11 protein-coding genes are annotated in these 13,561 nt (G+C 64.4%); 3 read left to right on the top strand and 8 right to left on the bottom strand.

The window, feature by feature from the left end; all coding sequences use genetic code 11:
- The first annotated feature begins 21 nt into the window (after positions 1-21).
- A complete protein-coding gene (locus U0004_RS10440; RefSeq protein ID WP_081345729.1) occupies positions 22-870 on the top strand; it encodes a DUF2071 domain-containing protein in 849 nt (282 codons plus the stop codon).
- Here the strand turns inward: U0004_RS10440 and U0004_RS10435 are convergent.
- The 3 genes from U0004_RS10435 to U0004_RS10425 all read right to left on the bottom strand — a co-directional run bounded on the left by U0004_RS10435 (position 853) and on the right by U0004_RS10425 (position 3,764).
- Positions 853-2,493: a methyl-accepting chemotaxis protein gene (locus tag U0004_RS10435; RefSeq protein WP_115057447.1), complete on the bottom strand. Its 1,641-nt coding sequence runs from the start codon at positions 2,491-2,493 to the stop codon at positions 853-855. The two genes, U0004_RS10440 and U0004_RS10435, sit on opposite strands and share 18 nt — an antisense overlap.
- Positions 2,494-2,740: 247 nt before the next feature.
- Positions 2,741-3,337 (bottom strand): hypothetical protein, encoded by a 597-nt coding sequence (locus tag U0004_RS10430; protein WP_070253877.1) that lies wholly within the window; start codon positions 3,335-3,337, stop codon positions 2,741-2,743.
- Between the two features lie 61 nt (positions 3,338-3,398).
- Positions 3,399-3,764, bottom strand: a complete 366-nt coding sequence (locus U0004_RS10425) for a winged helix-turn-helix transcriptional regulator (RefSeq protein ID WP_034777962.1) — start codon at positions 3,762-3,764, stop codon at positions 3,399-3,401.
- A 114-nt stretch (positions 3,765-3,878) separates the two neighbouring features.
- On the opposite strand from U0004_RS10425, the gene U0004_RS10420 reads away from it, so the two are divergent.
- A complete protein-coding gene (locus U0004_RS10420) occupies positions 3,879-4,586 on the top strand; it encodes a glutathione S-transferase family protein (protein WP_070253876.1) in 708 nt (235 codons plus the stop codon).
- 118 nt (positions 4,587-4,704) lie between these two features.
- Positions 4,705-6,789, top strand: a complete 2,085-nt coding sequence (locus U0004_RS10415) for a S9 family peptidase (RefSeq protein WP_070253875.1) — start codon at positions 4,705-4,707, stop codon at positions 6,787-6,789.
- Positions 6,790-6,962: 173 nt separating this feature from the next.
- Here U0004_RS10415 and U0004_RS10410 read toward each other — a convergent pair whose 3' ends face one another.
- The 5 genes from U0004_RS10410 to U0004_RS10390 all read right to left on the bottom strand — a co-directional run bounded on the left by U0004_RS10410 (position 6,963) and on the right by U0004_RS10390 (position 13,542).
- Complete coding sequence (locus U0004_RS10410; RefSeq protein WP_070253874.1) at positions 6,963-9,017, bottom strand: esterase-like activity of phytase family protein; 2,055 nt, start codon at positions 9,015-9,017, stop codon at positions 6,963-6,965.
- A 72-nt stretch (positions 9,018-9,089) separates the two neighbouring features.
- A complete protein-coding gene (locus U0004_RS10405) occupies positions 9,090-10,016 on the bottom strand; it encodes a helix-turn-helix domain-containing protein (RefSeq protein ID WP_070253873.1) in 927 nt (308 codons plus the stop codon).
- Positions 10,017-10,071: 55 nt separating this feature from the next.
- Positions 10,072-10,989 carry a helix-turn-helix domain-containing protein gene (locus U0004_RS10400; protein WP_070253872.1) on the bottom strand — a complete coding sequence of 306 codons (918 nt, stop codon included), beginning with the start codon at positions 10,987-10,989 and terminating at the stop codon, positions 10,072-10,074.
- 16 nt (positions 10,990-11,005) lie between these two features.
- Positions 11,006-12,493, bottom strand: a complete 1,488-nt coding sequence (locus tag U0004_RS10395; protein ID WP_070253871.1) for a mannitol dehydrogenase family protein — start codon at positions 12,491-12,493, stop codon at positions 11,006-11,008.
- Positions 12,493-13,542 carry an ABC transporter ATP-binding protein gene (locus U0004_RS10390; protein WP_070253870.1) on the bottom strand — a complete coding sequence of 350 codons (1,050 nt, stop codon included), beginning with the start codon at positions 13,540-13,542 and terminating at the stop codon, positions 12,493-12,495. Before U0004_RS10390 ends, U0004_RS10395 begins: the two co-directional genes overlap by 1 nt.
- Between the last annotated feature and the right edge of the window lie 19 nt (positions 13,543-13,561).

Raw genomic sequence — 13,561 nt, 5'->3', positions numbered from 1 at the left:
ATTCCACCCGAAAGCTTTTCCTTGCAAGACAACACTTACCGACACCCGCGCGCGGGCTGGCCGGGGCGCCTGTTTGCCGCGCTCGCCAATTCCACGCGTTTCGCCAACCTGCGCCAGGCCGTCATGTCGCGCCTGCCCTTCCTGACCCTGCACAGCGACGTGCGCGACGTCGTCTACGTGAGCTGGCTGGTCGACGCCGCTGCCGCGCAGCAACTGCTGCCCGCCGGCGCGACCTTGTGGCAGCGCGACGGCAAGACGCCATTTAGCGTGCTGACCTACCGTCATGGGCATTTCGGTCCGGCCCTGCCGGGTCCGCTGCGCAAACTGCTGCCATCGCCCCTGCAAAGCAACTGGCGCCTGTACCTGGACCACACGCCTCCGGGCGCGCCGGCCGTGCCCTGCGTGTACTTTTTGAAAAACATCATGGACAGCTTGCCGCATGCACTGGGCACGCGGCTGTTCAGCGACATCCTGCCGACCCACCTGGCCGACGGCATGACGCTGGAAGTCACGCCCACGCAAGCCCGCTGCAGCATTGCAGGCGGCGCCGGCAGCGCGCCATCGCTGGACGTGCAGGCGGACATCGTGAGCGAGCATACCCTCGATGCCGACTGGCAAGCGCTGTTCGGCAACTGGCGCGACGCCGTCGCCTTCCTCGCTTGCCAGGATGCGGCCATTGCCCACGTGCCGCGCAACGGCAAGCTGGTCTTCGGCGAAATCGACTTGCCCGTTGATGTGGATCAAGTGCAAGCGCTGACGGCCTTGCGCGCCGACTGCGGCTTGCTGGGGCAGTTGCCGCCCGTCTCGAAGCCGTTTGCCTTTCTCGTCCCCAAGGTTCCCTTCAAGGCCCTGTCAGAGCGGCTGCTGTAGCGCGGTGGCGGCGCGGCGCTCCGGCGCCCGCACGGGCGTAGCCGGGCCGCCGCGCCGCCGCTCCAGCTTGAACAGGGCCATCGCCTGCTCCAGCTGCAAGGTCTGGTCTTGCAGCGAGGCCGAGGCGGCCGCCGATTCCTCGACCAGCGCCGCGTTCTGCTGCGTCACTTCATCCATTTGCGTGACGGCCATGTTGACCTGGCCGATGCCGTGGCTTTGCTCGCGCGAAGCCGAGGCGATCTCTTCCATGATGCCATGCACGCCCTGCACGGCACCCAGCATTTCGGCGCTGCTGGCGCCCGCCTGCTGCGCCAGCTTCGCGCCCGCCTGCACCTGCGCCAGCGACGCCGTGATCAATTGCTTGATTTCCGTGGCCGCCGCCGCGCTGCGGTGCGCCAGGCTGCGCACTTCGCCCGCCACCACGGCAAAGCCGCGCCCCTGGTCGCCCGCGCGCGCCGCTTCCACGGCCGCGTTCAGGGCCAGGATATTCGTCTGGAAGGCGATGCCTTCGATGATGCCCGTGATGTCGCCGATCTTCTTCGATGAAGCGTCGATGTCCGCCATCATGTTGACCATCTGGCCGACGATCTCGCCGCCGCGCCCTGCCAGGCCGTGGACCTTGCCCGCCATGTCGCTGGCCTGCACGGCGTTGCCGCTGTTTTGCTGCACCGTGGCCGCCAGCTGCTCCATGCTCGACGCCGTCTGCTGCAGGGCCGACGCCTGCGCTTCCGTGCGGCCCGACAAGTCCATATTGCCGGCGGCGATTTCCTGGCTGGCCATGCTGATGCGCAAGAAATTGCCGCGCACGTCGCCAACGATGGAATGCAGGTTCACGCGCAACTGGCGCAGCGAGCGCAGCAACTGCCCCATCTCGTCGCGCCGTGTGGTGTCGAGCTCGCCCGTCAGGTCACCGCCCGCCATCACGTCGCAGGCCTGGCGCGCCCGCTGCAAGGGTTGCAGCACGGCACGGTGCAAGCTGTGCCAGAAATACAAGGTCGCGCACAGGGCCACCACGGACAGGCCCGTCAGCCAGCCGCCCGCACCGGCCGGCAACGCCCCCGCATTCCACGCCAGCTGCAGCAGCAATACCAGGCTCAGCAAGCCCAAATTCCAGCCGATGCGCTTGCCCAGCGGCAGGTCGCGCAGGCTCGCCAGCCGCGCCAGCCAGCCAGTCCGCACGGCAGCGCCCTGGCTGATGACGATGCCATCGGCCTGCCCCGCCTTGATGCGCGCGTACAGGGCGGATGCCTGCGCCACCTGCTGGCGCGTGGGCTTGGTGCGCACTGACATGTAGCCGACGGCCACGCCGTCTTCCACCACCGGCGTCACGTTCGCCAGCACCCAGTAGTAATCGCCATTCTTGCAGCGGTTTTTCACCATGCCGCTCCACGAGCGGCCCGAGCGGATGGTGGCCCAGAAATCGGCGAACGCTTCGACCGGCATGTCCGGATGGCGCAGGATGTTTTGCGGCGCGCCGATCAATTCTTCCGCGCTGTAGCCGCTGACGGCGATGAAATACGGGTTCGCATACGTGATATTGCCTTGCAAGTCGGTAGTCGAGACGATGGTCTCGGTATCGCTCAGGTTGATCTCGGTATCACTGACGGGAAGATTGAGTCGCATGGTCGGATCCTTGGCTGTAGCCCGTGCAGGCACGGGGGAAAGGGCAAATGCGGGACGGCAGAAAGCCGGCGGCAGTCTGCACCGATACATTAATTTTAATATTTAATTATTAAGTTAAATGGGCAATTTTTACTGGCGAAATTGCCTTGCGAATCTGCAAAGATTGCAGATGGCGGCGTGGCCGCTGGGGAATGGCGGGAGCGATGCCGGAACAGCGTGACTGTCCCGGCGGCAAACAGGGCGGCGTTTAGCGTGGCACGTAACGCCAGTTGCCATTTTCCAGCATGAACGTCAGTTCCGTCTTGATGCCTTCCGGACGGCTCGGCACGCTCAATTCCGTATCGCATACGAGATAGCCCGTCTTGCGCTTGACGTCGCACTCATTGACGGCCTTGACCTGCATGGTCGTCTGCGCTTCCTGCATCTGCACATCCTTGGCCGCTTCCGGATTGCGCGCCACTTCTTCCTTCGCCCAGCTTCGGATCATGGCTTGCGCCTCGGCCGGCGACGGTCCCGCGAACTTGGCGTCCTTGCGCTCGACGCCCACCCAGCTACCGTTCTCGTTACGCAGCGGCAGCACCATGAAAGCATCGCGCATGCCGGCGCTCATGGCGACCAGGCACACCACTTCGCCCGGCACTTCCTGCGAATCCTGGCAGCCGGTCAAGCTGGTGACCTTGACGGCGATCGGTACCGGCACAGTCGATTGCATTTTGGCCCGGGTCTTGGCCACGCCCGCCTGCACGGCGGCGTGGATTTGTTCGAGCGTCGGCATGGTGGCCGCCTGGGCCGGCAAGGCGGCAAACAGGGCGGCGGCGGTCAGGGCGAAGGAAGTCAGGCGCATGGGTGTCGAGAGTAGTGATCAAAGGCCGGCAGTCTAGCACTTTGCATCAAATCAGCTGTTTCTATAGGGAATTATCCACGGCATCGGGTGCGAGAAAGGCCCCGCCCGCGTCCGCCTGTCCGCGCAGCCGCAAGCCAATGGTTCGCAGCATCTCGACCAGCTCGCGCAAGCGCAGCCCCTCGTCCGTCAGTTGGTACTCGACCTTCACGGGTACTTCCGCGTAGATCGTGCGCGTCAGCAAGCCCGCCTCTTCCAGCGCGCGCAAGTCCAGGGTCAGCATGCGCTGCGAGATATTCGGCACGGCGCGGCGAATTTCGCTGAAGCGCTTCGGCCCCGCCATCAGATAGCTGAGCAGCACCACTCTCCAGCGCCCGCCCAGCAGTCGCATGGCTTCTTCCACGGCGCAGCCGGAGACATTGTCTTTCATGGTTCGCTTCCCATCTGGTATAAAAAATGTACCTATACTACATTATTCTGCCTTCTTCCAAATAGTAACCATCACGATTAGACTCCCCTTCTTTCCTCTCACCGGAGCTCCAGCATGGAAACCACCCTGATCTACAGCGTGCCGTTCGGCTGCTCGTTTGCCGCCATCGCCGCCCTCGAATGGAGCGGCTTGCCCTATCGCCTGGCCCGCGTGGAAGCGCGCGACCCGGCCAGCAAGCAGCATCCGGCCTTTCTCGCCATCAATCCGCTGGGCCAGACGCCGGCCCTGCTCACGCACGCGGGCGCGCCGCTGCTGGAAAGCATGGCGATTCTGCTGCACATCGCCGCCCACACGCCGCACACAGGCCTGGGCTTTGCGCAAGGCACGCCGCAATACGATCGCCTGAACAGCGTGCTGTCCTTTTTGCACACGACCTTCCACGCCGCCTTCATGCCGGCCTTCCAGGCATCGCGCGCGGCACAGGACGATGCGCGCGCAGCCGTGTGGCGCGAGATGGCCGTCGACAAGGTCAACAAAAGCCTGGCGCACCTGGAGCGCCTGCTCGCTGGCCGTGCCTGGCTGGCCTCGGACACGGCACCGACCATCGCCGACGCTTACCTGGCCGCTACTGCGCGCTGGGCCGAACCGCTGCAGTTGGCCAGCCTGGCCGATTATCCGCACGTGGCGCGCCTGCTGGCCGCGCTGGAACAAGACTCCGGCATACGCTTTGCCCACGCCATCGAGGCGGGCTTGCCGGCCGCCAGCCAGGGCGGCTTCCTGGGCCATGTAGCGCTCGACCAACTGGCACTGCCGGCCGGCTAACCGGCGGTCAACTCCCGCAGCAAGCGCGTCTTTATTGCTATGATGTCGGGCTGCCGGCGGTACAGCCCGCCACGTCAATACCATATCGATAACGTCGTCATAAGAATCGGGAGTTTGAATGAGTTTACGTCTGCTGCTCTTGGGAGCATTCAGTGCCGCCATGGCCACCACCGCAGCCATCCCTGCGCTGGCCGCGCCGCGCGGTTTCACCGTGGAAGACATGGTGGCCATGGAACGTGTGGGCAGCCCCGTGCTGTCGCCGGACGCCACGCGCGTCGTCTACACAGTGCGCACCACCAACCTGGACAAGAACCGCGGCAACACGCAGCTGTGGATGATCGACCTGCGCGCGCCGAACGCGGCGCCGCGCCAGCTCACGCGCGGCGATGCCAGCGCCAGCGACCCGCAATGGTCGCCGAACGGCGACGCCATCTACTTCCTGTCCGGCCGCTCCGGCTCCTCGCAAGTGTGGCAGCTGCCCCTGACCGGCGGCGAAGCGGCCAAGGTCACCGACCTGGCGCTGGATGTCGACACCTATCGCTTGTCGCCGCAGGGCGACCGCCTGGCCTTCAGCATGGGCGTCTTCCTCGATTGCGCGGACATCGCCTGCACGAAGAAGCGCCTCGATGAAAAAGCGAAAAACAAGGCGACCGGCATGGTCTACGACCAGATGTTCGTGCGCCACTGGGATACCTGGGCCGATGGCCGCCGCAATGCGCTGTACTCGGCGCCGATCGACGCCACCGGTAAGGTCAGCGCCACGCCCGTGAGCCTGAGCGGCACCCTGGACGGCGACGCCCCATCGAAACCGTTCGGCGACAATGGCGAATACCATTTCAGCCCGGACGGCAAGACGGTGGCCTTCTCCGTGCGCGTGGCCGGCCGCACGGAATCGTGGTCAACCAACTTCGACGTCTACACGATTCCTGCCGCTGGCGGCCAGGCGCCGCGCAATCTCACGGCCGACAATCCGGCCTGGGATGCGAAAGCTACCTGGTCGCCCGATGGCCGCACCCTGGCCTATGTCGCCATGACCAAGCCGGGCTTCGAAGCGGACCGTTTTCATCTGGTGCTGATGGATGTCGCCACCGGCAAGAAGCGCACCGTGGCCGACGACTGGGACCGTTCCGTGGCCGACTTCCGCTGGACGCCTGACAGCAAGGCTTTCCTCGTCGCCGCCGATGACGTGGGCCAGCACCGCCTGTTCCACATCGACGCAGCCAGCGGCAAGGTCGCTGCGCTGACGGGCAAGGGCGCCGTGGGCGACTTCGACGTGCGCGGCAATACCATCGTGCTGGCGCAAGCCAACCTGGCCTCGGGCGCGCAGCTGTACACGCGCAAGCTCGACGCCAAGTCGGAAAACGCGCCGATGGTCCAGCTGACGAAGCAGAACGCGGCAGCCCTGGCCGACGTGCGCTTCGGCGAATATGAGCAGTTCTCGTTCGCGGGCGCGAATGGCGAAACCGTCTACGGCCACGTGATGAAGCCATGGAATGCCAAGGCCGGCGAAAAGTATCCGGTCGCTTTCCTCGTCCACGGCGGCCCGCAAGGCAGCTTTGGCAACAGCTGGAGCTACCGCTGGAATCCGCAAGTGTATGCGGGCGCCGGCTACGCCACCGTCTTCATCGACTTCCACGGTTCGACCGGCTATGGCCAGAAGTTCACGGACTCCATCAGCGGCGACTGGGGCGGCAAGCCGCTGGTCGACTTGCAGAAGGGCCTGGAAGCGGCCACCAAAAAATTCCCGTGGCTGGACCGCGAACGCAGCTGCGCGCTGGGCGCGTCGTATGGCGGCTACATGATGAACTGGATCGCCGGTAACTGGCCGGACGGCTTCAAATGCCTGGTCAACCACGACGGCGTGTTCGACAACCGCGGCATGGCTTACGCAACGGAAGAACTGTGGTTCACGGAATGGGAAAACGGCGGCCCGTACTACGATGCGCCAGCCAAGCACGAACAGTTCAATCCCGTCAACTTCGTGAAGAACTGGAAGACGCCGATGCTGGTGGTCCAGGGCGACCTGGATTTCCGCATCCCCACCGCGCAAGGCCTGGGCACCTTCACGGCACTGCAGCGCCAGGGCATCCCGAGCAAGCTGCTGGTCTTCCCGGACGAGAACCACTGGGTGCTGAAACCGGCCAATTCGCTGCTGTGGCATCACACGGTGCTGGACTGGTTGAATACGTATACAAAGAAGTAACCCGCAGCGCAAAGGCTGGGGTCGGACCCTCAGGGTCCGACCCCGGTACTTCTCCTTCAGGGGTTAAAAAAGCCGCGCAGTGCAGAGATGCACCGCGCGGCTTTTTTCATGTTCACGTAGGTCGGATTAGCGGCGTGCAGCGCCGCGTAATCCGACATCACCACCGCTCCCGCTCAATAGCTATTAAGCGCCTTGGCAAACTTCACGATCCACAAGCGGCTTGGGCGTTCGCGGTCGTCGCCACGCGCCACGCGGATGGTGTTGGCGGCATTGCAGCCGGCGGCGGCGCTGGTGACGATAGTACCGCTGGCATCGACCGTGCACTTGGTCACGTCGGCATCCGCCACTTCCACGCCGTTCGCGTCAAAGATCTTCGTCTTCAGGCCGAAGTCATTGTCGTTGGCCAGCGCGATGGTGGAGTCGTCGATCAGGGTCAGGCCTTCCGCCTTTTCCGCCGCCCAGCCGATGGCATTCAAGTCCAGCAGCAGGGTTTTCTTCAGCGGCGTGACGGCGGCCCAGTCGGCGCCGTTGACGGCCGCGCCGCCCATGCTGCTTTTTTCCAGGTCCGAGGTCGTCGCGTTGAAGGCAGCGGCCGAGATATCGGTGGCGCCCTTCAATTCGACCAGCATCAGTTTATTGAACACCTTGCCCGACGGCGCGGCGCCCTGCTCGATGACGAGGAACTTGCCGCCGCCCAGCGCCACCATGTCGCCCAGCTTGGCGTTGCCCGTGCGGCCGTCCTGGTAGTCGGCCGCATTCAGCGGATAGGCGAACATCTTGCCGCTGGTGCCCGTCACCGGGTCGAATTCGATCCAGCGCGTGAAGCGGGCGAAGCGCTCGACCTGCTCATTCTTCTTCGTCACCGTGTATGGCGCCGTGCCGTCGGACAGGGGGCTTTGCAGGAAGGCGTACAGCTTGTCGTTGCTCGTATCTAAGGTCATGCCCTCCATGCCGCGGTTCGCGCGGCGCTTGGCGAACAGGGTTGGCAAGCCCTTGCCCGGTTCGTACTTGGCCTGGATGATGCCGGTGGCCGCATCGATCTTGATGATGAAGGGGCCGTATTCGTCCGAGACCCATAGCACATTGCGCTTCGCATCGACGACGATGGCTTCCGAATCGAGGCCGCCCGCATTGAAGACAGCCTTGCCGTTTGCATCGAACTTCATCGCATCCATGACGGGAATCTCGGCCGAATTGCCGACCGCGCCCACGGGCACGGGCAAGCCCGAACTGTTGACGGTGGCGGACACCTTGATCGGCGTGCTCGACGCCAGCACGGCACCGTTCTTGCCCACCGTGAGTACCCCGAACGAAGGCGTGAAGCTGGGCGACGGGAAGATTTTGCTGCCGATGGTGCCCTTGCCAGATGGATCGGGTACCAGCGGGCCGTCGCCGTTCGGGCCGCGGTCCGTCAAGCCATAGAATTCCAGGTCGCCGGCCGCATTCTTGCCCTTGTAAGCCAGGCCCGAGCCGTACGACGGCAGGAAGCCGTTCGGGAATTCGCCCTTGATCTTGGCGTTGGCGCCTTCGTACGGCACATAGAACTTATCGGCCGCCTGTATCTGGTAGCGCGTCACGGTGACTTTCACTTCGCCGACCGGATTGGCTTGCGTCAGCGCCTCGTTGACGGGCGCGCCCGCTTTCGAGGCCAGGGTGTCTTCGAAATGCTCGCGCACGAGGGCGCGGCGCTCCGCATCGACCGTGCGGCCGGCGAATTTCCCGCCCACCGCTGCCAGATGCGCGGCCAGGGCCGCGTTAAAGACGGCCGGGGCGGCGGCAAAGTCCAGCGTCTTGCCGGCCAGCGCCGCCTTTACTTCGGCCGTCAGCTTGATGCCGTTCGACGGATCGCTGTCGTCATCGAGCAATTGCAGCGCCAGCAGGCGGTTGACGACCTTGTCGTCCGCCACGTTGGTGCTGGCGGCCAGCGCCAGCGGCGTGACGACGGCGCCGCATGGCGCCGAACCCAGGGCCAGGCCGCCCACGCTGAAGGCCACCGTATCGCCCGGGTTGCACATGAATTCTCCCTTGGCATTGGTGCTGGCCTTGGCCGCGCTGCCCGCCACGTAATCGAGTCCTTCCACCGCGCCATCGAGGAACACGCCCGTCTGCGCCACGGGCTTGGAAGGCTCCGCCGGCGGATTGTCGCTGCCGCCGCAAGCGGCCAGGGTCAGGCCGGCGGCGATGGCCAACAGGGTCAGTTTCGGGATCGACGTTACAGCAGTGTTCATGCATTCCTCGGCTAAGGTGGGTGGGATAGCCGTGGAGCATAACCAGTCAAAGTGACAAGCCCGTGACAGCCTTCAGGCCTGTGGCATATCCGCCACGGGCCCGCCGATGCCGCCAAAGCGGCCATCTGCCTGGCGCCGGAATTCCTTGGGCGTGACGCCCTTCACCTGCAAGAAGCGGCGGTTGAAATTGGCCACGTTCTGGAAACCCACGTCGTAACAGACGTTCGACACATAGTGATCCGTATCCATCAGCAACTGGCACGCCTTGTTGATGCGCAGGCGGCTGATGAAATCCGTGAAGCTGTTACCCGTCGCCTTGCGGAAGAAGCGCGAGAACTTACTCAGCGACATGCCCACCTGATCGGCCAGCATTTCCGCCGAAATCGGCTCGCGGTAATTGTCCGTGATGTAGTTGAGGACGGAGTTGACCTTGGCCAGGGTGGCGTCATCGTCGTACGAGCGCAGGGAGGCGGTCGACAGCAAACGGTAATTGGCCGTGCGCGCCAGCTTGCTCATCATCTGGACGAATTCGGCGAAGCGTTCGGCGCCATGCGTGGCGCGGATACGCGCCAGGTGCTGCTCGGCCTCGTGGCCCATGTCGAAAAACTCCACGCCATAGCTGGAGCGCTCGAGCAGCGGCAACAGTTCGCGCAGTTCGGGAATGACACGCGCGGCACCGGCCAGCGGCGCATGGGCAAATTGCACGATCATGTCGCGCAAGGCCACGCCGCCTTCGGGCATCACGTTGGAAATCCAGTTGTGCGGCAATCGCGGGCCCGTCAGCACCAGGTGGCCAGGCGAGAATTCGCCGATATAGTCGCCCACGAACAATCGTCCGCTGGTGGCGACGATCAGGTGCAGCTCATATTCCTCGTGACAGTGCCAGCGCACGCGCGAGCTGGGATAGCCGTGTTCAAGGTAATTGATGATGCCATCGTAGCTTTCCCGTTCCAGCTCGGGCGCCTTGCGCTCGCTGTCCTTCTGCCATAAGTGTTCCATGCTTGTCTCTCCCAGGCTGTCCCCGCCTGTGCCATCCAATGTACCTCAAAAAGCCTCAGGCGCCAAAACGGCCCAGCGCCTGCTGGCGAAACTCCTTCGGCGTCATGCCCTTCAATTCCAGGAAGCGCCGGTTGAAATTGGCCACGTTATTGAATCCCGCCTCGTAGCAGATGTTGCTGACATAGCGCTCCGTCTCCATCAACAGCTGGCACGCCTTGTTGATGCGCAGGCGGTTGACGAAGTCCGTGAAGCTGTTGCCCGTGGCGCTGCGAAAAAAACGCGAAAACGTCCGCTCGGGCATGTCCACCTGCTCGGCCAGCTGTTTCAGCGAAAACTGGCTGCTGTAATTGTGCACGATGAAGTTGATGGCCGAACTGATGCGCGCCAGCGCCACGTCGTCGTCGCTCGACTGCATCGGCACCGTCGACAGCAGCTGGTAATCGCTGGTCTGCGCCAGTTCGCCCAGCAAGGTCAGGAACTCGATGAAGCGCGGCAGGCCATTGCTGTCGCGGATGCGCTGGAAACGCCGCAGCGACTGTTCGCTGACGCCAAAAAATTCCACGCCGTGCAAGGCACGCTGCAGCAGCGGAAAAATATCCTTCAATTCGGGAATGGCGGTGGCCATCGACGCCAGCGGCGCATGCGAAAACTGGACCACCATGTCGCGCAAGGCCACACCTTCCGGCGGCGTGTCGAGCGAGACCCAGTTGTGCGGCACGCGCGGTCCCGTCAGCACCAGGTGGCCGGGCGTGAACTGGCCGATGTAGTCGCCGACAAAGACCTTGCCGCTGCTTTCGACGATCAGGTGCAGTTCATACTCGTCGTGGTAATGCCAGCGCACCAGCGAATTCGGAAAGCCGTGCTCCAGGTAGCGGATGAAGCCAAAACTGCCTTTCGGCTCGAAGCCTGGCGTGGCGTCGCGCTGCTGTTCCAGCTCCATCTGCGGCAGCGAGGCATCGGCTTTGCGTGGCATGGCGCGCCCTCCCCCGTCAGGCGACGATCTGTTCCAGCGCCGCGCGCGCGCCCAGCCCATACAGGCTGGCCAGCGACTGCCCCACCGCCTGCGTAAAGGCTGGCGTGTCGCTCAACTCGCCGAACAACTCGCGCAGCGACAGCAAGGCCTTCGCGTCCGCCCCGCCCTGCAGCGCCAGTGCGCGCAGGCGCGCCGCATACGGGTCGTTCAAGGGCATCTCGCGCCCCTGCTCGTCGTGGCCTTCCAGGTAGCGGAACCAGCACGCCACGGTAAACGCCAGCAGCTTGATGGCGCCGTCACGGGCCAGTGCTTCGCGCACGGATGGCAGCACGAATTTCGGGATGCGCGCCGAACCTTCCGTGCCGATGCGCGCCAGCTGGTCGCGCACGGCCGGATTCGAAAAGCGCTCGATCAGGGTGGCCTTGTACCGCTCTAGGTCAATGCCTTCCACTACATCCAGCAAGGGCGTCACTTCCTCATCCATCATCTGGCGCACGAGCACGCGGATGCCAGGATCGTTCATCGCTTCGTGCGCAAACGTGTAACCGAACTGCATACCGATGTAGCACAGGGCCTGGTGGCTGGCATTCAAGAGGCGCAGCTTCATCTTTTCATATGGCAGCACGTCGTGCGTCATCTGCGCGCCCACCAGCTCCCAGGCCGGCCGCCCCTGCGGGAAGTCGTCTTCGATGACCCACTGGCGGAACGGCTCGCACACGACGGGCCAGGCGTCGATGATGCCAAAGCTGTCGCGCACCAGCGCCCGGTGCTCATCGGTGGTGGCCGGGGTGATGCGGTCGACCATGCTGTTGGGGAAGCTGCCATGCGTGGCCAGCCAGCGCGCCAGCTCCCCGTCGCGCAGGGAGACAAAGGCCAGCAACATCTTGCGCGTCACGTCGCCATTGTTTTGCAGGTTATCGCAGGACATGATGGTAAACGGCGCCAGGCCCCGCTGGTGGCGCACGGCCAGCGCCGCCGCCAGATAGCCGAACGAGCAGCGCGGCGCCTGCGGGTGCGCCAGTTCATACACGATGTCGGCATGACCGGCGTCGAATTCGCCCGTGCCCTGGTTCACATAGTACCCCCCCTCGGTGATGGTCAGCGCGACGATGCGCGTGCCAGGGTCGGCCAGCTTTTCCAGTACGGCTTGCGGCTCGTCGGGCGCATACAGGTATTCGCCGATGCAGCCGATGATGCGCGCGCTGTCGCCGGCGGCGCTGCGCTCGACCACCGTGTACAAGCCATCCTGCGCCCGCATGGCGTCGCGCATGGCCGCGTCATGCGCCAGCAAGCCCACGCCGCAATAGCCCCACTGCGCGTGCTGCTGGCCTTGGCCCTGCAGTCCGAGTAAATCATCGAGGTACACGGCCTGGTGGGCGCGGAAAAAGCCGCCCACGCCGATATGCACGATGCTGGGCACGAGCGCGCCGCGCGCATACGCGGGCACGGCTGCGTCCGCCGGCAGCTTGGCCAGGTTCGCCTGGTTCAATGCGATCGCGTCCATTACAGCGCTCCTTTCGCCGCCGCGTAGGTCTTGCCGGCGCGGTCAAAATAATGGACGAAGCCCGGCTCGAACGTCAAATGCGTCTGCTGGCCCGGCTGCAGGCTGCTGCGCTCCGCCCCGCGCGACACCACCTGCACATTGTTCGGCAAGCGCACATAGGTCAGGGTTTCCACGCCCAAGGACTCCACCAGATCGACCGTGACGGGCACGCTGCCCAGCTGCGCCGCGCCCAGGTGCACGTGTTCGGGGCGGATGCCGACGAAGCCGTCCGCCTGCGCCGCGCTGCCCGCCTGCGCCAGCAACTGCGGCGCCGCATCGGCTGGCACCACGTTCATGCTGGGCGTGCCGATGAATTGCGCGACAAAGCGGTTGGCGGGACGGTCATACAGTTCCAATGGCGAGCCATGCTGCTCGATCTGGCCGTCGCGCAGCACCACCACGCGGTCCGCCAGGGTCATCGCCTCCACCTGGTCATGGGTCACGTAAATCGTGGTGGCGCCCAGTTCGCGGTGCAGCTTGGCGATCTCGATGCGCGTCTGCACGCGCAGCGCCGCATCGAGGTTCGACAGCGGTTCGTCGAACAGGAACACTTTCGGGTCGCGCACGATGGCGCGGCCGATGGCCACCCTCTGGCGCTGCCCGCCAGACAATTCTTTGGGCGTGCGTTCCAGGTAACGCCCAAGGTCGAGGATGGCGGCCGCCTTGTCGACTTTTTCGCGGATGATGGCCGGATCGACGCCGGCCAGTTTCAGCGCGAACGACATGTTCTGGAACACCGTCATGTGCGGATACAGCGCATACGACTGGAACACCATCGCCAGGTCGCGCTTGGACGATGGCAGCGCCGTGATGTCGCGCCCGTCGAGCGACAGCTTGCCGCCGTCGATCGGTTCCAGGCCCGCGATCAGGCGTAGCAAGGTGGATTTTCCGCAACCCGACGGACCCACGAAGACGACGAATTCGCCCTGCCGGATCTCCAGGTCGATGCCCTTGATGGCGCGGTGCTCGCCAAAGAATTTTTCGATATTGCTCAGTTGAAGATAAGCCATGATGTGTGTCTCTATTCTG

Source organism: Janthinobacterium lividum, from assembly GCF_034424625.1.
Taxonomy (GTDB): Bacteria; Pseudomonadota; Gammaproteobacteria; order Burkholderiales; family Burkholderiaceae_D; genus Janthinobacterium; species Janthinobacterium lividum.
The sequence above is the reverse complement of the archived record's forward strand: the minus strand, read 5'-3'. Positions and strand labels throughout refer to the sequence as shown.

Bases quoted from the DNA above. Each gene is read 5' to 3' on its own strand.
- U0004_RS10395 (WP_070253871.1), bottom strand. From the start codon at position 12,493: ATGGACGCGATCGCATTGAACCAGGCGAACCTGGCCAAGCTGCCGGCG.
- U0004_RS10400 (WP_070253872.1), bottom strand. From the start codon at position 10,989: ATGCCACGCAAAGCCGATGCCTCGCTGCCGCAGATGGAGCTGGAACAG.
- U0004_RS10420 (WP_070253876.1), top strand. From the start codon at position 3,879: ATGGAAACCACCCTGATCTACAGCGTGCCGTTCGGCTGCTCGTTTGCC.
- U0004_RS10410 (WP_070253874.1), bottom strand. From the start codon at position 9,017: ATGAACACTGCTGTAACGTCGATCCCGAAACTGACCCTGTTGGCCATC.
- U0004_RS10435 (WP_115057447.1), bottom strand. From the start codon at position 2,493: ATGCGACTCAATCTTCCCGTCAGTGATACCGAGATCAACCTGAGCGAT.
- U0004_RS10430 (WP_070253877.1), bottom strand. From the start codon at position 3,337: ATGCGCCTGACTTCCTTCGCCCTGACCGCCGCCGCCCTGTTTGCCGCC.
- U0004_RS10415 (WP_070253875.1), top strand. From the start codon at position 4,705: ATGAGTTTACGTCTGCTGCTCTTGGGAGCATTCAGTGCCGCCATGGCC.
- U0004_RS10405 (WP_070253873.1), bottom strand. From the start codon at position 10,016: ATGGAACACTTATGGCAGAAGGACAGCGAGCGCAAGGCGCCCGAGCTG.
- U0004_RS10390 (WP_070253870.1), bottom strand. From the start codon at position 13,542: ATGGCTTATCTTCAACTGAGCAATATCGAAAAATTCTTTGGCGAGCAC.
- U0004_RS10425 (WP_034777962.1), bottom strand. From the start codon at position 3,764: ATGAAAGACAATGTCTCCGGCTGCGCCGTGGAAGAAGCCATGCGACTG.